General features: G+C 38.6%; 19 protein-coding genes. 15 read left to right on the plus strand and 4 right to left on the minus strand.

Annotation, left to right across the window (positions count from 1 at the left end; genetic code table 11):
- Window positions 1–152: 152 nt before the first annotated feature.
- A complete protein-coding gene (locus tag CXF64_RS15845) occupies window positions 153–1394 on the plus strand; it encodes a malic enzyme-like NAD(P)-binding protein (RefSeq protein ID WP_007582028.1) in 1242 nt (413 codons plus the stop codon).
- Between the two features lie 83 nt (window positions 1395–1477).
- Here CXF64_RS15845 and metJ read toward each other — a convergent pair whose 3' ends face one another.
- On the minus strand, window positions 1478–1798 hold the full coding sequence (metJ, locus tag CXF64_RS15850; RefSeq protein WP_007586263.1) for a met regulon transcriptional regulator MetJ: 321 nt from the start codon (window positions 1796–1798) through the stop codon (window positions 1478–1480).
- Window positions 1799–2087: 289 nt separating this feature from the next.
- On the opposite strand from metJ, the gene metB reads away from it, so the two are divergent.
- Together metB and metL are read left to right on the plus strand one after the other, a co-directional pair.
- The gene (gene metB, locus CXF64_RS15855) at window positions 2088–3335 is read left to right on the plus strand and encodes a cystathionine gamma-synthase (protein ID WP_101217490.1); all 1248 of its coding nucleotides are present in this window, start codon (window positions 2088–2090) and stop codon (window positions 3333–3335) included.
- A gap of 5 nt (window positions 3336–3340) precedes the next feature.
- Window positions 3341–5686 carry a bifunctional aspartate kinase/homoserine dehydrogenase II gene (metL, locus tag CXF64_RS15860; RefSeq protein WP_101217491.1) on the plus strand — a complete coding sequence of 782 codons (2346 nt, stop codon included), beginning with the start codon at window positions 3341–3343 and terminating at the stop codon, window positions 5684–5686.
- Window positions 5687–5750: 64 nt separating this feature from the next.
- Here the strand turns inward: metL and CXF64_RS15865 are convergent, their stop codons facing one another.
- Window positions 5751–8243: a penicillin-binding protein 1A gene (locus CXF64_RS15865; RefSeq protein ID WP_101217492.1), complete on the minus strand. Its 2493-nt coding sequence runs from the start codon at window positions 8241–8243 to the stop codon at window positions 5751–5753.
- A 130-nt stretch (window positions 8244–8373) separates the two neighbouring features.
- Here CXF64_RS15865 and CXF64_RS15870 point away from each other — a divergent pair, with 130 nt between their 5' ends.
- From CXF64_RS15870 to CXF64_RS15910, 9 genes are all read left to right on the plus strand, one after another.
- Window positions 8374–9453 carry a pilus assembly protein PilM gene (locus CXF64_RS15870; RefSeq protein ID WP_024589891.1) on the plus strand — a complete coding sequence of 360 codons (1080 nt, stop codon included), beginning with the start codon at window positions 8374–8376 and terminating at the stop codon, window positions 9451–9453.
- Complete coding sequence (locus tag CXF64_RS15875; protein ID WP_007586268.1) at window positions 9441–10013, plus strand: PilN domain-containing protein; 573 nt, start codon at window positions 9441–9443, stop codon at window positions 10011–10013. Before CXF64_RS15870 ends, CXF64_RS15875 begins: the two co-directional genes overlap by 13 nt.
- A complete protein-coding gene (locus CXF64_RS15880) occupies window positions 10003–10608 on the plus strand; it encodes a type 4a pilus biogenesis protein PilO (RefSeq protein ID WP_007586270.1) in 606 nt (201 codons plus the stop codon). Before CXF64_RS15875 ends, CXF64_RS15880 begins: the two co-directional genes overlap by 11 nt.
- Window positions 10605–11144, plus strand: a complete 540-nt coding sequence (locus CXF64_RS15885; protein WP_007586272.1) for a pilus assembly protein PilP — start codon at window positions 10605–10607, stop codon at window positions 11142–11144. The genes CXF64_RS15880 and CXF64_RS15885 overlap by 4 nt, the downstream gene beginning before the upstream one ends.
- The gene (locus tag CXF64_RS15890; protein ID WP_101217493.1) at window positions 11131–13236 is read left to right on the plus strand and encodes a type IV pilus secretin PilQ; all 2106 of its coding nucleotides are present in this window, start codon (window positions 11131–11133) and stop codon (window positions 13234–13236) included. Before CXF64_RS15885 ends, CXF64_RS15890 begins: the two co-directional genes overlap by 14 nt.
- A 184-nt stretch (window positions 13237–13420) precedes the next feature.
- A complete protein-coding gene (aroK, locus tag CXF64_RS15895) occupies window positions 13421–13939 on the plus strand; it encodes a shikimate kinase AroK (RefSeq protein WP_004589350.1) in 519 nt (172 codons plus the stop codon).
- A 27-nt stretch (window positions 13940–13966) separates the two neighbouring features.
- Complete coding sequence (gene aroB, locus CXF64_RS15900; RefSeq protein WP_010553793.1) at window positions 13967–15037, plus strand: 3-dehydroquinate synthase; 1071 nt, start codon at window positions 13967–13969, stop codon at window positions 15035–15037.
- Window positions 15038–16381: an AAA family ATPase gene (locus CXF64_RS15905; RefSeq protein ID WP_101217494.1), complete on the plus strand. Its 1344-nt coding sequence runs from the start codon at window positions 15038–15040 to the stop codon at window positions 16379–16381.
- Between the two features lie 53 nt (window positions 16382–16434).
- A complete protein-coding gene (locus CXF64_RS15910; RefSeq protein ID WP_101217495.1) occupies window positions 16435–17292 on the plus strand; it encodes a Dam family site-specific DNA-(adenine-N6)-methyltransferase in 858 nt (285 codons plus the stop codon).
- On the opposite strand, the gene CXF64_RS15915 is transcribed toward CXF64_RS15910, so the two are convergent.
- Window positions 17249–17434 (minus strand): DUF2970 domain-containing protein, encoded by a 186-nt coding sequence (locus tag CXF64_RS15915; protein ID WP_101217496.1) that lies wholly within the window; start codon window positions 17432–17434, stop codon window positions 17249–17251. The genes CXF64_RS15910 and CXF64_RS15915 overlap by 44 nt on opposite strands.
- A 3-nt stretch (window positions 17435–17437) precedes the next feature.
- Window positions 17438–17740, minus strand: coding sequence for a hypothetical protein (locus CXF64_RS15920; RefSeq protein WP_101217497.1), 303 nt, complete (start codon window positions 17738–17740; stop codon window positions 17438–17440).
- Window positions 17741–17901: 161 nt separating this feature from the next.
- Here CXF64_RS15920 and rpe point away from each other — a divergent pair, with 161 nt between their 5' ends.
- Genes rpe through trpS form a run of 3 tightly spaced genes read left to right on the plus strand, consistent with a single transcriptional unit; the run spans window position 17902 to window position 20287 of the window.
- On the plus strand, window positions 17902–18585 hold the full coding sequence (gene rpe, locus CXF64_RS15925) for a ribulose-phosphate 3-epimerase (RefSeq protein ID WP_024598068.1): 684 nt from the start codon (window positions 17902–17904) through the stop codon (window positions 18583–18585).
- The gene (locus CXF64_RS15930; protein WP_101217498.1) at window positions 18585–19250 is read left to right on the plus strand and encodes a phosphoglycolate phosphatase; all 666 of its coding nucleotides are present in this window, start codon (window positions 18585–18587) and stop codon (window positions 19248–19250) included. The genes rpe and CXF64_RS15930 overlap by 1 nt, the downstream gene beginning before the upstream one ends.
- Window positions 19251–19282: 32 nt before the next feature.
- Window positions 19283–20287 (plus strand): tryptophan--tRNA ligase, encoded by a 1005-nt coding sequence (trpS, locus tag CXF64_RS15935; protein ID WP_101217499.1) that lies wholly within the window; start codon window positions 19283–19285, stop codon window positions 20285–20287.
- Window positions 20288–20318: the final 31 nt, after the last annotated feature.

The following is a 20318-nucleotide window of genomic DNA, read 5'->3' on the forward strand; positions in this document are numbered from 1 at the left end:
CCTGCAAAGTTACTGAAAAACCTCTTAAAATTATAGGATATAGCATATAACAGGATAGACCTGATATTGCTTGGAATTTAAAAATAATAAGGGTATCGTACCCCAAGACTCCATCTCTCACTTTAACTTAAATTGCAGGATACCATCGCGTTATGTCTGACTTTCGTGAACAAGCACTACATTACCACTCACATCCCGTACCAGGTAAAATTAGCATTGAGCTTACAAAACCAGCTGAAACGGCTCATGATCTTGCACTTGCGTATAGCCCAGGTGTTGCCGAACCTGTACGTGAAATAGCTGCAGATCCTGCAAATGCTTATAAATATACTGGTAAAGGTAACATGGTTGCGGTTATTACTAATGGTACTGCAATTCTAGGCCTTGGTAATTTAGGTCCTTTAGCGTCTAAGCCCGTAATGGAAGGTAAAGCGTTATTGTTTAAACGTTTTGCAGGGCTTGATTCTATCGATATTGAAGTTAAGCACAAAACAACAGAAGACTTTATTAATACGGTTGCCAATATTGCCGACACATTCGGTGGTATTAACCTTGAAGATATTAAAGCACCAGAGTGTTTTGAAATAGAAAAAGCATTAATAGAGCGTTGTAGTATTCCTGTTTTTCATGATGATCAACACGGTACTGCCATTGTAACGGCTGCTGGTATGTTAAATGCGCTAGAAGTACAAGGTAAGTCAATTGAAGATGCAATTATTGTATGTTTAGGTGCAGGCGCTGCCGCTGTTGCGTGTATGGAGCTGTTAATTAAGTGTGGTGCACTGCGTGAACACATTTATATGCTTGACCGCAAAGGTGTTATTCATACCCGCCGCGATGACTTAAATGAATATAAACAGCTTTTTGCTAACAATACCGATAAGCGTACATTGCAAGATGTAATTGCAGATGCGGATGTATTTGTGGGTGTTTCTGGCCCTAACTTATTAGCGGCTGAAGATTTAAAGCTAATGGCTGCAAAACCAGTTGTGTTTGCATGTTCAAACCCAGATCCTGAGATTGATCCTGCACTTGCGCACGGCGCACGCAATGATTTAATCATGGCAACAGGGCGCTCTGATTACCCTAACCAAGTTAATAATGTTTTATGTTTCCCGTTTATTTTCCGTGGTGCACTTGATGTACGTGCAAGTGCTATTAACGATGAAATGAAAATTGCTGCAGTAGATGCTATTCGAAGTATTGCCAAAGAGCCAGTACCTGCAGAAGTTTTAAAAGCCGCTGGTGTAGATAAACTAGAATTTGGTGCGCAGTATATTATTCCAAAACCAATGGATCCACGTTTACTGCCGCGTATAGCAAGAGCTGTTGCACTTGCTGCTATTGAGTCAGGTGTTGCACAAATTGAGCTACCTGAAAACTATATGCAGTAAATCTATATAGTAGAGCTATGCAATAAAATTTAGACATAAAAAAACCTCAGTAATTACTGAGGTTTTTTTTATCTTTGTAATATTTATTCTTCGTTTAAAACGGGTACTTCTAGACCCATTTCTTGCATTATTTTTTTAACTTCTTCTGGCACTTTTTCGGCGTTATCTTTACGTAAGTCATCGTCATTTGGTAAAGGTTGGCCAGTAAAAGCATGCAAAAATGCCTCACATAGCAATTCACTATTTGTAGCATGGCGAAGGTTATTGATTTGACGACGTGTACGTTCGTCAGTTAATACCTTTAATACATTTAGCGGGATCGAAACGGTGATCTTTTTAACTTGCTCTGATTTTTTACCGTGTTCTGCGTATGGGTGAATATACTCACCATTCCATTTAGCCATAAGATGTATCGTTGCCTCAGATTATTAATTTCTCACACGGTATAAAAAGCGTGTAAATATGCGTGAAATTCTATCGATTTAAAAAAGATAGTCAAATAATAGATACCGATCTATCTTAATAAGCCTATTGTAGGTGTAAAGATAAGCACACTTTTGTGAGCTAAAATGTGTTATTCGCAGAGGCCTCTTCTACTTTTAGCCATCTAGAGCTTTAAAATGCTTTGACTTATCAAAACGGATAACTTACTCTTTTAGACGTCTAAACATCCAAATTAATCAGGTGACGAATATGAGCGAAAAAAACAAAGCGACCATTGCTGTACGTAACGGCGTTGATGCTGATAAACATCATGGTGCGGTGGTACCGCCAATTTATTTATCGACTACTTATTCGTTTGCCGACTTTGATACTAAGCGTGAGTATGATTATGGTCGTAGCGGTAATCCTAATCGTGATATTTTAGCTGAGACGCTTGCTAAGCTTGAAGGTGGCGCTCGTGGCATAATTACAGCTACAGGCATGGCTGCCGTGCATTTAGCTACTCAGCTACTTAATAGTGACGATACGTTAGTAATTCCACATGATTGTTATGGTGGCAGCTATCGTTTATTTACATCTTTACAAAAACGCGGACTACTAAAGCTCGAAATATTAGATTTAACAAAAGAAGAAAGTCTTCAACAAATTTTAGTAATTAAACCTAAGCTTATTTGGATAGAAACCCCAAGTAACCCAGTACTTCGTTTAACAGATATTAAAGCGGTTACCGATGTTGCAAAGCAATGCGGTGCATTGGTGGCTGCAGATAACACGTTTTTGTCGCCTGCTTTACAAAATCCTATTAATTTTGGTGTAGATATTGTGGTGCATTCAACCACTAAATACATTAACGGACACTCAGATGTAGTAGGCGGCGCTGTTATTGCCGCAACACAAGAGTTAGGCGATGAGCTTGCTTGGTGGGCTAATAACATTGGTATTACGGGTGCGCCTTTTGATAGCTATTTAACGCTTCGTGGTTTACGTACTTTAAATGTGCGCCTAAGGCAGCATCAAGAAAATGCACTGGCAATAGCTAAGTACCTTGAAAGCTCTGAATATGTAAGCCAAGTTTACTACCCAGGTCTTGAGTCACATCCTCAACATGAGCTGGCTAAAGCACAGCAACTTGGTTTTGGTGGCATGGTTAGTTTTGATATTAAAGGCGATATAAATGACGCTGCAGCATTTTTAACTAGCCTTAAAACGTTTAGTTTAGCTGAGTCACTAGGTGGCGTAGAGAGCTTAATTTGTCACCCTGCAACTATGACGCACGCAGGTATGGAGGCAACAGCACGTTTAGAGGCGGGTGTGGGCGATACGCTTATTCGTATTTCGGTAGGTATTGAAGATATACACGATTTAGTCGCTGATTTTGAACGAGTGTTTGAACTTGTAAAACCAGGGCAAAATAAAAATGTTGGCCGTGTAGGCAAAGGAGCAGGCACTTCTGGTGGTAACGTTAAATTAAGTGCAGCTCGTCCGGCGCTTTGGTGATTAATATGGTTAACTGTATACATAAATTTGGTGGATCGAGTTTAAGCTCAAGTGAGCGATACCAAAGCGTAGCAAAAATAATAATTACACATACTCAACCGGGTGATTGTGTGGTGGTATCGGCTGCGGGTAAGACAACCGATACGCTAGTATTACTTTGGCAAAGCTATCAAAAACAAGATACTCAAGCAGTAGCTGATATTTTACTGCAGTTAAATAACCATCAAAGTGATTTAATAGAGCAGTTATTAGAAGCTGATTTAAAACGAAGTGCACTTAAAACACTAAATACCGAGCTTAGCTATATTGCAGAACTTGCTCAAGCTGAGCAGCTAAAAGAGGCTGCATTACTTGCACATGGCGAACTGTGGTCAGCACGTTTACTCGCTACTTATTTACAGCAGCTAAATATTGAGGCATGCGCTGAAGATGCACGTACTCTTTTTACCTTAAATGATGGCGAATTAATGCATGCGCAAAATGCGCAGCAATGTGGGCAGTTAATTTTGCCTAATAAAATAAATGTTGTTACTGGGTTTATTGCCGCAGATATCAAAGGCGAGACAGTAACGCTTGGCCGAAATGGGAGTGACTACAGTGCAACACTACTTGCAAATTATTGCAATGCTAAGCAAGTATGTATTTGGACTGATACACAGGGAGTGTATAGCACTGATCCTCGAAAGGTAAAAAAAGCGATTAAATACGGCAAAATTTGTCGCGGGCAAGCTAATTTATTAGCTCGTTTGGGTAACCCTGTATTACATGCAAAAACACTATCGCCACTTAAAAACACAGATATTAAGCTAGCTGTTCGCAGTAGTTTTGACGTACAAGCAAGTCCAACAGATATAGTCAAAGAAGGTTCAGCGAAGAAAAAGCGCTTTATAACCACGTTGCAAAATGTTGACCTATTAATGGTTGAAGGATTAAGTGAAGGTGAGGTTGCAAGTGTTAGTCAGCTTATTCAGCATAGCCTTCATCACTTTAACCATAATGGTGAAGTGTATTTAGTAGTACCTGCAGCACAAACTTATCTGGTTATTAATTATTTTGCGGGTAGGGCAAATATTAGCGAGTCAAATTTAAACGGTTGTGCAATTGTAGCGCCTGAGCAAGACGTTAATACATTAAGCTTACAAGCATTAGATTTATTAAAACTCCACAGCATAAAACCTCGTTTTGTCCATCAAGATACTGGCTATGCTTTATTGCTTACCGATCAATTTATAGATAGTGATATACAAAGTGCCTTACACGATAAGCTAATTAATAAAGGCCAAGAAATCGCAATTATAGTTGCGGGGCTTGGTAACGTTGGCGACGTTTTTATTAAACAGTTATCGGCACAATTTGAGCGTTTATCGGATGACTTTGGTATTAAATTAGTCGGTCTAATTCGCTCTAAAAAAATGCTGTTTAATGCAAGTGGTATTAATACACAGCAATGGAAAACTCAATGGCAGCATGAGGCAAATAGCTATCAATCTGCAGATTTACTGAATGCTATAAATGAGCTCGATTACGAGCATAAAATTGTAATTGATATTACCGCAAGTGAACAATTTAGCTTGTTATATCCAGACTTTGTAGATAGAAACTGTCATTTAATTAGTGCTAATAAATACGCTGGAACAGCACCTACTACTTGGTATAAAGCACTTCGTAGTAATATTACAGAACGTAATTTACATTGGCGATATAACACCAGTGTAGGCGCTGGCTTACCTATTAACTTTGCTTTGGCTGATTTGCAAAATAGTGGCGATAAAATAACACGTATAGAAGGTGTTTTCTCAGGCACGCTTTCGTGGTTATGTAGTAAATATGATGGAACAAGGCCATTTTCTGAGTTGGTACTGGAAGCTCAAAAAATGGGATTCACAGAGCCAGACCCTCGCGAAGATTTATCTGGGCGAGATATGCAGCGTAAGCTACTTATTTTAGCTCGAGAGCTAGGTGTTGAGCTTGAACTTGACGATATTAGTTTATCGGCATTGATGCCAGATGAACTTGCGCTGGGAAGTTGGGATGACTTTTTAAATAAAAAAGCACAGCTAGACGCGTTCATCGAAGAGCATGCAGTGACAGCAAAGTCTAAAAATTCAGTACTTAGATATACGGGCTTGTTAGAAATCACACAAGGTGAAGTAATTGCTAAAGTGGGAATAGCGTATGTGCCTAATGGCGATGCGTTAGCAAACCTTACACCAGGCGATAATATTTTTGTAATTAATAGCAAATGGTATAGCGATAACGCATTAGTGATTCAGGGGCCAGGAGCGGGTAGGGAAGTGACCGCTGCGGGTGTGCACTCTGATTTATATTGGCTTGTTCAAAACTTAAAATAAACATTTGGTTTAAACAAAAACGGCAGCTTAAATAAGCTGCCGTTTTTGTATTACATACATATTACTAAAATAGCTCTTCTTCTGTTTTAGTGTCTTCTTCAAATATATCGTTAGGCTGAGATAGCACATACTTTGTAGGTGCGGTGCCTTTTTCAAAATATTCAAATCGACTTGTGTAGTCATTTTTATGGCTAAGTAAGCCTGTAGCTAAATCAATACGAATAGAAACGAGTCCCTCAGGCGGCTCAATTGGGGCTTCAGGCTTGCCTTCAAGTGCCGCTTTCATAAATTCAACCCACGCTGGCTGCGCGGTTTTAGCGCCAGATTCCGCACCTGATATTTGGCTGCTATCTAGGTTGTTATTATATGTAGAGCGACCAAGAGCGTTGCCCGGATTATCAAAGCCAACCCAAACTGAGGTCATCACATTACTATTAAAACCGCTAAACCAGGTATCTACTGAGTCATTAGTTGTGCCTGTTTTACCTGAAATATCGCGACGATCTAGCGCTTGTGCTCGCCAACCGGTTCCACTCCAACCTGTTTTATGAGCCCAGCTACCACCCCCCCAAATTGCACTATTCATAGCATCAGCAATTAAAAATGCATTTTGCTTAGAAATAATTCTCGGCGCACATTTTTTCGTTTGCTCCATTTCATCATCACTATTATGCATTGAGAGTGCATTGTGTGTTGGCAAAGGCTCTTCGTCACAGGCAAGAGCAGGGTTTGCTTTAAACAATACATTGCCGTAAGCATCTTGAATTTCTGAGATAAAGTAAGGTTCAATTAAGTGACCACCGTTGGCAAATGTGCTCATGCCTCTTGCAAGTTCAAGCGGGGTAATAGAAGCACTACCCAGTGCTAATGATTCACTACGATTAATGTCAGCGTCTTTAAAACCAAATTTTAGTAAGTGATCAGCTGTACGTTGCAATCCAACACCACGTAGTAAGCGCACTGAAATAACGTTTTTAGACTGTGCTAAAGCACGGCGAATTCGAATAGGACCATTGTAAACAGCAGGGCTGTTTTTAGGGCGCCATGCTACGCCTTGGCTCTTATCCCACTGGTTTATAGGTGCATCATTTAATATAGACGCAAGCGTGTAACCTTTTTCAAGTGCTGCTGAATATATAAAAGGTTTTATATTAGAACCCACTTGACGCTTAGCTTGTATCGCTCGGTTGTATTGACTTTGCTCAAAGCTGTAACCCCCTACAATAGCTTTTATTCTACCGTCTTGTGGATCGAGGGATACAATAGCGCTTGATGCTTCTGGTATTTGGCTTAATAAGTAGCTGTTATCTTCGTTTTGACGTACCCATATTTGCATACCTGGCGTTAAAATATCAGTAGCTGCTTTTGGAGCAAAGCTTTGGCGGTAGCGAGTAATATACTTACGCGCCCATTTTAAACTATCCCAACTGAGAGTTGTTTGCTCACCGTTTTTAAGTAGTACTGTAGCTGTTTTATTATTAACACTGAGTACTGCTGCAACTTTTAAAGTGCCTAACTCATTTACGCTCTGTAATTTATTGAGTATTTGTTGCTCAGTTAAAGCTGGTTGTGTTTCAGGATTCCATAAAACATCAGTTGGACCTCTAAAACCATGACGCATATCGTAACTGTGTAAGTTATTTACAAGTGCGTTTTGCGCTGCTTTTTGAACCTTTGACTCTACTGAGGTAAAAATTTTAAAACCTGAGTTGTAGGCTTTATCTACCCCATAGCGCGAAACCATTTCAGCGCGCACCATTTCAGAGATATACGGTGCGTATAAGTTTATTTCTGCACCGTGAAAATAAGCTGTAATAGGTTGGCTAGTTGCTTCGTTATATTGCTCTTGTGTTATATAGTCTTCGGTCAGTAAACGGCCTAAAACTACATTTCGGCGTGCTTTTGCACGCGTTGGGTTACGAATTGGGTTTAAAGCTGAAGGTGCTTTAGGTAAACCTGCAATCATCGCCATTTGTGCAAGTGTTAAATCTTTTAGCTCTTTACCGTAATAAACTTGCGCTGCTGCACCAATACCGAAAGCACGATTACCTAATTCTATTTTATTAAGATAAAGCTCTAAGATTTCGTCTTTTGTTAACACTCCTTCAATATGAAGCGCTATAAATATTTCTTTAACTTTACGGATATATGCTTTTTCGCGTGTTAAAAAGAAATTACGAGCAAGCTGCATAGTAATAGTACTTGCACCTTGTTTTTTCTCGCCAGTAGATATAAGAACAACAGCCGAACGTACTATACCAATAGGGTCTATGCCTATATGATCGTAAAATCGATTATCTTCTGTCGCTAAAAATGCATTAATGAGTGTTTGAGGAATTTCATCAATAGTCACTGGAATACGACGTTTTTCACCAAATTGATTGATTAAAAGCCCATCTTTAGTGAATACTTGCATAGGAGTTTGTAATTGCACGTCTTTTAAAACTTGCACACTGGGGATATCAGGTTTAACGTAGTAATAAAGACTGATCAAAGTAATCAGACCAATTAACACACAAATGATAAAAAATTGTAAAGTTCGTTTTAATAAAATCACTTATATTTCCCTAAATGGACTCCCAATTGCGAGTTTTGACTGCTAGTATATATTGATTAAAAAATGAATAATATTTTTTCATATAAAAATTATAACTTGTTTATTATTAAAACAAAGGCCAAGTTGAAACATGCTAAGTCAACTATTTCAAAAACCGTCCCAAATGATGGTAGGAATTGATATTGGATCGCACTCTATTAAGGCTGTGCTTTTACGTGAAATTGAAACTGGATTTCGACTCGAAGCACTTGCAATTGAGCCGATGCCAAAAGGCGCAATGAGTGAGCGAACAATTCAAGATATTGAAGCGATTGGTAACGTAATTACAAAATTAAGAAAAAAATTACCAAAGTCGTTAAAATCTGCAGCAGTGGCTGTTTCTGGCCAAACAGTCATTACAAAAGTGATCTTCATGGATGTATCGTTAACTGATGCTGAACTTGAGTCGCAAATTGAAATTGAAGCTGATAGTTTAATTCCATATCCTCTTGATGAAGTGAGCCTCGACTTTGAGAAGCTTTCGACGAATGAGGCCGATCCTAGTAAAATGAATGTTTTGCTTTCAGCTGCTCGTACTGAGAGTGTAGAAGCGCGTGTTGGCGCTTTAGAAGCTGCAAATTTAGAAGCTAAAATAGTTGATGTAGAAAGCTATGCATTAAGTCGTGCAATGGATGTGTATTACCAACAATTACCCAGCGACGCATTTAATAAATGTGTGGCTGTGGTTGATATTGGTGCGGTTTTAATGCTCGTGAGCGTTGTTCAAGCAGGGGAAACAATTTATACACGTGACCAAGTTTTTGGTGGCGACCAATATACAAATAGTATCGTTGCTTATTATAATAAAGGATTTGATGAAGCTGAAATTGGTAAAACATCAGGCGATTTACCGCCAAACTACACCTTTGAAGTATTAGCCCCTTTTCAAACTTCGTTACTTCAACAAGTGCGACGCGCGGTGCAAATGTTTTTAACAACCAGTGGCAAAGAGCAAATCGACTATATTGTATTAACGGGTGGTACATCGATGATTAAAGGTATTGACCGATTACTCATTGAAGAACTAGGTATTCACTCTGTCGTTGCTGAGCCTTTTGAAAATATGGAAATTTCTCCAAAAGTAGATCGTAATGTAATGCAGCGTCACAAAACGCAGTTTGCAATTGCGACAGGGTTGGCATTAAGGAGCTTTTCAACATGCCACATATAAATCTACTTCCTTGGCGTGAATCGCAGCGCGAAGAATCGAAAAAGAAATTTGTAACTATACTTATTGGTGTCGTTATACTTTGTTTTGCGAGTATGTACTTATTAAGCTCTTTTTATAGTGCATTAAAAGACGGTCAAAACTTAAAGAATAACTATTTAAGTTCAGAAATTAGCATGCTAGATAAAAAAATAAGTGAAATTAGAAGTTTAGATAAAAGAAAAGAAAACTTACAACAGCGTATGAGGCTCATTGAAGAATTACAAAGCAGCCGTAATTTGGGTACGCAAATAATGGATGAAGTTGCCAAAATAGTGCCGGGTGGGGTTTATTTAACAAAACTCGAGCGCAGAGGTAGCCAAATACATGTATTGGGACGCAGTGAATCTAATAACCGTTTATCAACAATGCTGCGCCAAGTACAAAGCTCATATTTACTAGAGAATCCTTCAATGCAAGGCATTGTTGCAGGCGATCAATCTTCGCGTTTACTTAGTGATTTTAATATGGAATTTTATGTAAAACCATTTGATAAAATTGGTGAGGTTAGCGATGAGCCTTGATTTTAAAGCACTGAGTGAAATTGATTGGAATGAAATAGAGCTCGATAACATTGGCGATTGGCCTATTGCAGTTAAAGCAATTTGCTGTACGTTTGTTGCCGGACTTGTATTGTTTTTTAGTTATAGCCTATTAGTTTCTGATGAAATTGATAGTTACCACAGTGCAGTTGCGAAAGAGGTCGAGTTACGCACAACTTATCGCACTAAATACGCAGTCGCGAGTAAGCTTGAGATCTACCGTCAACAAATGATTGAAATGGAAGATAAGTTTTCACAATTATTAAAACGTTTACCTACCTCTAACGAAACCCCTGGTTTACTTGATGATTTGTCGTATGTTGGCACAACAAGTGGTCTGACTTTTTTAAAAATAGGTTGGTTACCAGAAGTCGAGAAAGAATTTTATACTGAATTACCGATTAAAATAGAAGTGATAGGGACCTACCATGAATTTGGTGAGTTTGTGGGTAAAGTAGCTCAGTTACCACGAATTGTAAGCTTACATGACTTTTCTATTTTATCATCGGGCGATAAACAGTTAACATTTAGTGTTGTTGCAAAAACATATCGTTATGAAGAAGGGGTTAAAAAATGAAGCTCCTTCGCGTAGTACCTGTAGTAATGGTGTTTGTTTTGAGTGGTTGTAATGATGATACGTCTGAGCAAAAAGAATTTATTGATCAAGTAAAAGCAAGCACAACACCAAAGGTTGAATCAATTCCTGAGCTGACAAAGTTTGAAATATTTGAGTACAGTGCTGGTCAGCTACGTAGCCCGTTTGTAGCGCCTCAGCCTGAGATAATCCAAAATAAATTAACGCAAGTAAAAAACTGTTTGCACCCAGATCAAGAGCGTCGCCGCGAACCGTTAGAAAAATACCCGCTAGATAACTTAGCAATGAAAGGCACAATTGGTTCTAGTGGACAAATATGGGCATTAATAACAGCAGCTGACGCTACTTTGCATCGTGTAACGGTAGGGAATTACCTTGGTAGTTATGATGGCAAAGTAAAAACAGTAAGTAACGACTATATAGAGTTAGTGGAATTAATCCCTGATGGGTCTGGCTGTTGGAAAGAGCGCTTGACTAAATTAGAAATGTTAGAGGCGGCAACAGATGGCGCAAATTAATAATAAAAAAGGTAAAAATAGCATGCATAAGGATGTACTTTGGCTTCATCGTATTTCACGAACATTACTGGCTGCTGTTGCTTTAGTCACTGTAAATTCAGCCGTTGCAGGGCCGTTACTTTATGATGTTCGTTATAATCCATTACTTAAAGGCGAAACTGAGTTACAGCTTGTTTTTGATGAAGAGTTAACGCTTGAACCAAAAGTTCAGGTGTTTAATAGCCCAGCCCGAATCGAAATGTTTTTTGATACCGCAGAGTTAGAGGTTGGTTTAAATGATGTTGAAGTTAATCAAGCTGGAATTAGCAGTGTTACTAATGTTTTAACTAACAGTGGTTTAAAGGTAACGGTAAACTTAGATAGATTAAAAATTTATGAAACTGAAGTTCATAACAACTTAGTATCAATACGCGTGTCTGATAATCCTCTTACAGAATCTGAAAATGAAGATGTAGCGATGGACTCAGGTGACGTAAGTGGAAATTACATCAACCGTATCCAATCAATTGATTTTAGACGTGGTGAAAAGGGCGAAGCGAAAGTACTCGTATTTTTACAAGACACTCAAGCTGCAATTGAAGTCCATGAAAGTGGCGGTAAAATTTACGCTGACTTTCATCACACCGATATTTTAGATGACCTACTTTATGAATTAGATGTATTAGATTTTGGTACTGTTGTAAGTAATATCGAGACTTTTAAAGAAGACGGATTAAGTCGTGTCGTTATTGAGCCAAACGCTCAGTTTACATTTACGTACCAGCAAATAGATAATATTTTAACGCTGACGGTAGAAAAAGATGAAACGCAAAACGCCTATTTAGATGGTGGCGTTGAGTATCAAGGTCGCCCTATGACCTTAAATTTTCAAGATATCTCTGTGCGAGCAGCACTACAAATTATTGCGGGTTATAACGATTTTAACTTAGTAACCAGTGATTCAGTGACAGGTAATATAACACTGCGCTTAGATGGCGTACCGTGGGATCAAGCGCTTGACGTAGTACTGCGTATTAAAGGGCTAGACAAACGCATGGATGGCTCTATTTTAATGGTAGCGCCTGCAGAGGAGCTTGCGGCACGTGAAGCTAAAGATTTAAAAGCTAAACAGCAAGTTGAAGACTTAGAACCACTCTATAGTGAATACATTCGATTAAACTATGCTAAAGCCGAAAATTTTGCTGACTTATTAAAAACAGATAGGAACAGTATTATAACTGCCCGCGGTAGTGTATCGGTTGATCAGCGTACAAATACTTTATTGGTAAAAGATACTGTAAAGAGTATAGAAAACATTCGCCGGATGATAGAAACACTCGATATTCCGGTACAGCAGGTTGTAATCGAATCTCGAATGGTAACTGTGCGCGATAACGTTACTGAAGACTTAGGCGTACGCTGGGGCTTTAGTGATCAAGGCAGTAGTGTTGGTATTTCTGGCTCCCTTGAAGGCGCTGAAGGTATTTATAATGCGACATCAACTTCAAATGCGCCAAGTATTTCAGATCGATTAAATGTAAATTTACCAATTTCTAATCCTGCGGCCAGTATTGGTTTGCACATAGCAAAATTGGCTAACGGTACATTAATTGATTTAGAGCTAAGTGCTCTTGAAGAAGAGAATAAAGGCGAAATTATTGCTAGCCCGCGTATCATAGCGGCTAATCAGCAAAAAGCGCGAATAGAGCAAGGTACTGAAATCCCTTACACTGAGTCAGCTTCAAGTGGTGCTACTACTGTAAGCTTTAAAAAAGCGGTACTAAGCTTAGAAGTAACACCTCATATCACACCTGATAATAAAGTAATTCTAGACTTAATTATTACTCAAGACACTCGTGGTGATACTGTACAAACGGGAACAGGTGAAGCAGTGTCTATTGATACCCAAGAGATTCAAACTCAAGTGTTAGTTGAGAATGGACAAACCGTAGTGCTCGGTGGTATTTTCCAGCAGCAGATCATTAATACTACGAGTAAAGTGCCAATTTTAGGTGACATTCCTTACGTAGGAAGACTATTTAAAACCACAAGTGAGTTTAATGAAAAGCGTGAATTACTTATTTTTGTGACACCAAAAATACAAATTGATTAAAATACAGTGGTTTTATGTTAACCAACGGGTGATTATTTAGATTAATTGCTCGTTATATGGCTTTTTATGCTAATTGACTTGAAATACCCCCGCAATTACTGAGATAATCCCCTCCTTAATTTTGGGGCCAGGTCGTTAGGCGGGGTTTTATTTCAAATTTTAGAGTTTGTTTGTACTAAAAGATATGGCTGAGAAACGTAATATATTTCTAGTTGGCCCCATGGGGGCTGGCAAAAGCACGATTGGTCGTCACATCGCTGACCAATTACACCTTGAATTTGTTGATTCTGATCAAGAAATCGAACGCCGCACAGGTGCAGATATTGCATGGGTATTCGATCTTGAAGGTGAAGAAGGCTTTAGACTTCGAGAAGAGTCTGTTATTGGCGATTTAACCGAGATGCAAGGTATTGTACTTGCTACCGGTGGTGGTTCAGTAATGAGCAAAGAAGTTCGAAACAAGCTTTCGGCTCGAGGTATCGTTGTATACCTAGAGACACCTATAGAGAAGCAAGTTGCACGCACGCAACGCGACAAGCGTCGCCCATTACTGCAAACTGAAGAAGCACCTCGTAACGTACTAGAGCGCTTAGCAGAAGAACGCGAGCCACTATACAAAGAAGTTGCTGATTTTGTTGTACGTACCGATGAGCAAAGCGCTAAAGTTGTTGCTAACCAAATCATCGAGAAATTAGATTTTTAAAAACCAATAATAAAGGAATAGCCAAGCATGCTTAAATTAACTGTTAATTTGGACGAGCGAAGTTATCCTATTTATATTGGGCAATCTGCACTTCAAGATAATGGCCGCCTGGTTCACCACATTGGTGATTGTCGGCCTATCATCATTACTAATGACACAATAGCGCCTTTATATTTGCAAAGGTTACTTGATTCATTAGCTGATCTAAATCCGCTATCTTTTATTATTCCTGACGGTGAGCAATATAAATCACTGGAATGGTTTGAAAAAATATCAGCATTTTTACTACAAAATAACTGTGGCCGAGATACGTGTTTAATTGCGTTAGGTGGCGGTGTTGTAGGTGACCTAACTGGTTTTGTAGCGGCTTGTTATCAGCGCGGCGTACCGTTTATTCAAATACCAACGACAGTGCTTTCACAGGTTGATTCATCGGTAGGTGGAAAAACGGCAGTAAATCATCCGTTAGGTAAAAATATGATAGGGGCATTTTATCAGCCTCAAGCGGTTTTTATTGATACGCAAACATTACACACTCTACCTGCACGAGAGTTTGCAGCAGGTATGGCTGAGGTAATTAAGTATGGTCTGATTTACGATACCGAATTATTTGCCTATTTAGAGCGAAATGTGACTAATTTACAGCAACTAGATGAAGCATGCTTACAGCATATCATTTTTAGATGTTGTGAAATAAAAGCGCTTATAGTTGCTCAAGATGAAAAAGAACATGGCTTACGGGCTTTGTTAAACTTAGGCCATACATTTGCCCATGCAATTGAGGCACAGATGGGTTATGGCGTTTGGTTACACGGCGAAGCTGTTGCAACAGGAATGGTATTAGCAGCTAAACTTGCCAAGACACGCCAAGATTTAAGTGCAGATGAAGTTGATCGAATTATTAAGCTACTTGAGCTATATAATTTACCAACAGAAATTCCAAAGCAAATGACTAGCGAGCAGTTTTTAACGCATATGCGTAAAGACAAAAAGAATAAAAAAGGCACTATCCGCTTTATTCTACCTACCCAATTTGGCCAGTGTGCATTAGTTGATAATGTATCTGATGATCAAGTTAGAGACTTAATCGAGCAGTAAATGCAGTCACAAATTTTACCAAGCCGTGCGGCTTTGGTGGATAGAATCGCACTGCAATTTGAGTACGGGCAAAATTTAATTGTTTTACTTGGCACTTCTGGGCTAGGTAAAAGTTATATGCTCGAAACCTTCATTACAGATAAATACAACGACTTTAATAAAGCCTTCGTGCAAGTAAGTTCGCGAATGACTGACATTCAACTAATGAGTGAGCTATTAGAGCAAAGCTTTAACTCTCCCCTGATCGATCATAACTTAAGTTTACCTGAAAACTATTACCAGTTGCTCCAGCAACAACCATGTGGGCCATGTTTATGGGTACTTGATGGCGGTAGGCAATTATCTGATGAGATGTTAATTGAGCTTGAGTTACTTTCTAAGAACAGCCCAAATACGCTATATATAATAATAGCTTCACAGTCTAAGCTGCCTTTAAACAACGCTGTTGAAATTTACTTGGAGCCGCTAACGCTTCGAGAAAGTAAGATGTTATTACAATGGTATTTTTCAGACTTACCTTATGATGAAGACCCTGTTTTTAGTACTTTTTTAGCTGAGGCTCAAGGTAATCCCAGTTTATTGCTTGCTTGGCAACCTAGTGAGCACATAGCCGATATTATCGTTAAGGACAAAGTATCTTGGCGATTGCACCTATTGATTTTGATGTTGCTGATTATGCTTTTAATTATTGGGCTACTTTATAAGTCGGATATGACACAGTGGTGGCAACAGTATTATCAGCAGGAAGAAACACAAGTCGTAAATACAGCAATATCTGTAGAGCAAGTAAGTGAGCCGGTTATAAAGAAAAATGACTCAGTAGCGAGCCTAAATGAACCAAAAGTAGTTGAGCAACCTATTAAGCTAGAACGCGAACACATTAATGATGTGCCTGCGATCATGCAAAGCCTTACCGAGCCTGCCAACACCGTTAACGTACTAGACAGTGATGTTGATGATAGTACTAATAATAAAAGCAGCGTATCAAGTGACGTTAAATCTGAAGCTCTAAAAGTAAATACAGCAGAGCAAACTCAGAATAGCCAAGATAATATATGGTACATGCAGCAAGCAGATACAAATAGTGTTATTCAATTATTAGCCGTAACTCAGCAGGAAGTTAGCGATAGCTTTATTGCTCAATTCAATCTACAGCAGCAAACTCATACTTACCAAACGAAGCGAAATAATAAAATATGGTGGGTTGTTACATTTGGTAGTTTTGGAAGTATAAACGAAGCAAAATCAGCAATGGATACTTTATCTGCTGGGGTTAAAAAAAATAAACCTTTCTATAAAAAAATTAGTAAAATAAAGCAAGAAATAGCACTCGTAGATCAGTAAAACACACTACTTTAGTGTAAAATCGCGCAACACCAGATTGAAGTAAAGAGCCAATGCAGCAAAAGAGTAGAGCCTTCCTTAAATGGGCCGGCGGAAAATACAGCCTAGTTGAAAACATTAATGCGCGATTAAACCAAGCTAGCAAGCATGCAGATACGTTGGTTGAACCTTTTGTTGGTGCAGGCTCTGTGTTTTTAAATAGTGACTTTAAACACTATATTCTCAACGATATAAATGCAGACTTAATTAACTTATACAAAGAGCTTAAAAGCTCCCCGGATGAGCTCATTAGTGATGCTAAAAAGTTATTTGTTGATTTGAATAATCACGCAGATGCTTATTACGAATATCGTGTGCAGTTTAATCAAAGCCGTGATGTATATGAACGTTCAATATTGTTTTTATACATGAACCGCCATGGTTACAACGGACTGTGCAGATATAACCTAAAAGGTATTTTTAATGTGCCTTTTGGTAAATATAAAAAGCCTTATTTTCCTGAAAAAGAAATGTATTTTTTTGCTGAAAAAGCACAAAAAGCAACCTTCACCTGTTTAGATTACGATGACGTTTTTAAGTTAGTGCCTAACAATGCTGTTATTTATTGCGACCCGCCTTATGTACCATTAAGTAAAACAGCTTCTTTTACGTCTTACGCTAAAGGGGGATTTAATTTAGATGATCAGGCTAACTTAGCTAACCTAGCTGAGAAGGCTGCTTTTGAAAATGATACACCAGTACTCATTTCCAATCACGATACCGTATGGACTCGTAAAATTTATAGCCAAGCATCACTTGACCAAATTCAAGTAAAGCGCACTATTAGCCCCAAAGGTGGCTCTAGAAATAAAGTTGACGAGTTGATGGCTATGTATGTAGCACCCAAGCAACCACTGCGTAAATTGCGATAACAAAAGCAATAAATAGTACAATCGCAATTAGGATGATAGAGATAGGAGAGTGTTGTTTAAAATCGACTTGACGTTTATTTTCAGATTGAACACCAAAAAATGCTGCTAGCACACTTTGCAACGCACTAAAAAATTGCAGCATTATTTAAAATAAAGGTTTTAAAGATGGAGTGTTTTTAGAATCATCAGAGCTAGTAAGTAGCTCTAGTAAATCGAGGTAATGAAACTGAGCACTACGGCTATCGCCAGTTAACCACGAAAACCACGATGACTCTTCTTCAGCTTTAATACACGTGATTGTAGTTAATGTGTTTTGAACACTTACCACTTGTGTATTATGACAATTACCCACTGAGCTTAATTCTTGCTCAGAGCTTGAACCAAAGCTAAACGCCCCGATAAGCAGTAATGCCGACGCAATTAATATCCCAGTTTTAAAAGCACGCATGATGAAATCCAATAATTTGTTACTTTTTTAATCATAGCAAATATTGATTAAATATCAAATTTAAAGTTACCTGAAATAGGGGCTATTACGCCATATTACTTGGGTAACATCTTCAATTAAGTTACATTAACGCAATACACTATTTATTGATGGAGTTAATCATGTTTAACCCAGAGCAAAAATATTTAATAGCCCCTTCTATTTTGTCTGCTGACTTTGCAAAGTTAGGCGAAGATGTTGATAAAGTTCTCGATGCGGGCGCTGACGTGGTTCATTTTGATGTAATGGATAATCACTATGTACCTAATCTCACAATTGGTCCTATGGTGTGTAAAGCACTCAGAGATTACGGCATTACAGCACCTATCGATGTGCATTTAATGGTTAAGCCTGTAGATAGTCTTATTCCATTATTTGCAGAGGCGGGTGCATCAATTATTACCTTTCATCCTGAAGCCAGTGAGCATGTTGACCGTACAATACAGTTAATTAAAGATCACGGCTGTAAAGCAGGCTTAGTGTTTAATCCAGCAACAAGCCTAAGCTATTTAGACCATGTTATTGATAAGCTCGATACCATTTTGCTAATGTCGGTAAACCCAGGTTTTGGTGGGCAAAGTTTTATCCCTCATACGCTTGAAAAATTACGCCAAGCAAAACAGCGTATTATTGAATCAGGTCGAGAAATTCGCTTAGAGGTTGATGGGGGTATTAAAGTCGATAATATTGCAGCAGCAGCACAAGCGGGTGCTGATATGTTTGTTGCAGGTTCAGCTATTTTTAATCAACCAGATTACAAGGTTGTGATTGATCAAATGCGTAAACAGCTTGGAAGTGTTAAGTAATGAAGTACGATGTCGCCTTATTTGATTTAGATGGTACCTTGGTTGATAGTGTTTACGACTTGTATATTGCTATTAATTTAACCTTGAGTGGTCTTGCTTTCCCTATTGTTAGCCAACGCTTGGTGGAAAGTTGGGTCGGTAATGGTGTTGAAGTCCTCGTTAAACGCGCTTTGAGTGGCGATATGCAAGTGAGTGAACATCTAGATGAGTCACTTAGTGGTAAAGCAATATTAGAGTTTTATAAGCACTATGAACAACAAGTTGGTGAGTATAGTGTTTTGTACCAACATGTAGAAACAGGGCTTGCAGCACTTCGTGGTATGCCTAAAGCATTAATCACTAATAAGTCTCGAATATTTACAGAAAAATTACTCGATAAACTGGCACTAACGAGTCATTTTGATGTGATTGTATGTGGTGACGACATGGCAAAAAAACCATCGCCAGAGCCATTGCTATTTGCCTGCAAAAAACTAAATGTTCAGCCTAATAAAGCAATAATGATAGGTGATTCTAAAAGCGATATACTTGCAGCTAAAGCCGCGAATATAGACGTAATTGCACTTAGTTATGGCTATAACCAAGGTGAAAATCTTGAGGATTATAATCCACAGTACCTATGCGATCACTTCTTAGATATAATACCTGTTCTAACGCAGCGTTAAATATTATTAATTAAGCCAAATAAAGGAAAATCATGAGTAAACCAGTAGTTTTAAGCGGCATTCAGCCAACCGGTGGTATGACAATAGGCAACTATGTTGGCGCTATTAACCAGTGGCTAAAGTTACAGGAAGACCACGAAAGTTTCTTTATGTTAGTAGACTTACACGCTATTACAGTTCGCCAAGAGCCTGAATTACTGCGCTCTCGAGTGTTGGATGGTATTGCTCTTTACGCGGCATGTGGCATTGACCCTGAAAAATCTGCTTTATTTGTACAATCACAAGTACCTGAGCACGCACAGTTAGCGTGGGTATTAAATTGTTACGCGCAAATGGGTGAGCTTAATCGAATGACTCAGTTTAAAGACAAGTCATCTAAGCATGCAAATAACGTAAACGTAGGCTTATTTTCATATCCGGTATTGCAAGCTGCGGATATTTTATTATATCAAGCTGATCAAGTACCCGTCGGTGAAGATCAAAAGCAACACTTAGAGCTGACTCGCGATATAGCAACACGCTTTAATAATTTATACGGCGACGTATTTAAATTACCAGAGCCGTACATTCCTGAGTTTGGTGCACGCGTAATGAGCTTGCAAGATCCACTTAAAAAGATGTCTAAGTCTGACGAAAACCCAAATGGTTACATTATGTTATTAGATGAGCCTAAACAAATTGTGAAGAAGCTTAAAAAAGCAGTAACTGATTCAGACGAACAAGCACGTATTTATTTTGATCGCAGCGAGAAGCCTGGTGTATCAAACTTGCTTACTTTATTAAGTGTTGCAACTAAGCGCTCAATAGAAGACCTAGTGCCTGAGTATGAAGATAAAATGTATGGCCATTTAAAGAAAGATACAGCTGATGCAGTTGTAAACATGATTGAGCCAATTCAAGCTCGCTTTAAAGAGATCAGAGAAGATCAAAGCCTACTTAATAGCATAATGAAATCAGGTGCTGAAAAAGCCAGTGTACGTGCTGAGAAAACATTAAAATCGGTATACGATGCGCTTGGTTTTATTCCTCGCGGGTAAGTTTATTAAAATAAAAAAATGCCGCTTGTTA

It is taken from the genome of Pseudoalteromonas sp. GutCa3 (assembly GCF_002836155.1).
In the GTDB taxonomy this organism is placed as follows: Bacteria; Pseudomonadota; Gammaproteobacteria; order Enterobacterales; family Alteromonadaceae; genus Pseudoalteromonas; species Pseudoalteromonas arctica.

Excerpts from the sequence above, each read along its gene's own strand:
- CXF64_RS15845 (WP_007582028.1), top strand. The coding sequence starts at position 153 with ATGTCTGACTTTCGTGAACAAGCACTACATTACCACTCACATCCCGTA.
- metJ (WP_007586263.1), bottom strand. The coding sequence starts at position 1,798 with ATGGCTAAATGGAATGGTGAGTATATTCACCCATACGCAGAACACGGT.
- metB (WP_101217490.1), top strand. The coding sequence starts at position 2,088 with ATGAGCGAAAAAAACAAAGCGACCATTGCTGTACGTAACGGCGTTGAT.
- metL (WP_101217491.1), top strand. The coding sequence starts at position 3,341 with ATGGTTAACTGTATACATAAATTTGGTGGATCGAGTTTAAGCTCAAGT.
- CXF64_RS15870 (WP_024589891.1), top strand. The coding sequence starts at position 8,374 with ATGCTAAGTCAACTATTTCAAAAACCGTCCCAAATGATGGTAGGAATT.
- CXF64_RS15875 (WP_007586268.1), top strand. The coding sequence starts at position 9,441 with ATGCCACATATAAATCTACTTCCTTGGCGTGAATCGCAGCGCGAAGAA.
- CXF64_RS15880 (WP_007586270.1), top strand. The coding sequence starts at position 10,003 with ATGAGCCTTGATTTTAAAGCACTGAGTGAAATTGATTGGAATGAAATA.
- CXF64_RS15885 (WP_007586272.1), top strand. The coding sequence starts at position 10,605 with ATGAAGCTCCTTCGCGTAGTACCTGTAGTAATGGTGTTTGTTTTGAGT.
- CXF64_RS15890 (WP_101217493.1), top strand. The coding sequence starts at position 11,131 with ATGGCGCAAATTAATAATAAAAAAGGTAAAAATAGCATGCATAAGGAT.
- aroK (WP_004589350.1), top strand. The coding sequence starts at position 13,421 with ATGGCTGAGAAACGTAATATATTTCTAGTTGGCCCCATGGGGGCTGGC.
- aroB (WP_010553793.1), top strand. The coding sequence starts at position 13,967 with ATGCTTAAATTAACTGTTAATTTGGACGAGCGAAGTTATCCTATTTAT.
- CXF64_RS15905 (WP_101217494.1), top strand. The coding sequence starts at position 15,038 with ATGCAGTCACAAATTTTACCAAGCCGTGCGGCTTTGGTGGATAGAATC.
- CXF64_RS15910 (WP_101217495.1), top strand. The coding sequence starts at position 16,435 with ATGCAGCAAAAGAGTAGAGCCTTCCTTAAATGGGCCGGCGGAAAATAC.
- CXF64_RS15915 (WP_101217496.1), bottom strand. The coding sequence starts at position 17,434 with ATGCTGCAATTTTTTAGTGCGTTGCAAAGTGTGCTAGCAGCATTTTTT.
- CXF64_RS15920 (WP_101217497.1), bottom strand. The coding sequence starts at position 17,740 with ATGCGTGCTTTTAAAACTGGGATATTAATTGCGTCGGCATTACTGCTT.
- rpe (WP_024598068.1), top strand. The coding sequence starts at position 17,902 with ATGTTTAACCCAGAGCAAAAATATTTAATAGCCCCTTCTATTTTGTCT.
- CXF64_RS15930 (WP_101217498.1), top strand. The coding sequence starts at position 18,585 with ATGAAGTACGATGTCGCCTTATTTGATTTAGATGGTACCTTGGTTGAT.
- trpS (WP_101217499.1), top strand. The coding sequence starts at position 19,283 with ATGAGTAAACCAGTAGTTTTAAGCGGCATTCAGCCAACCGGTGGTATG.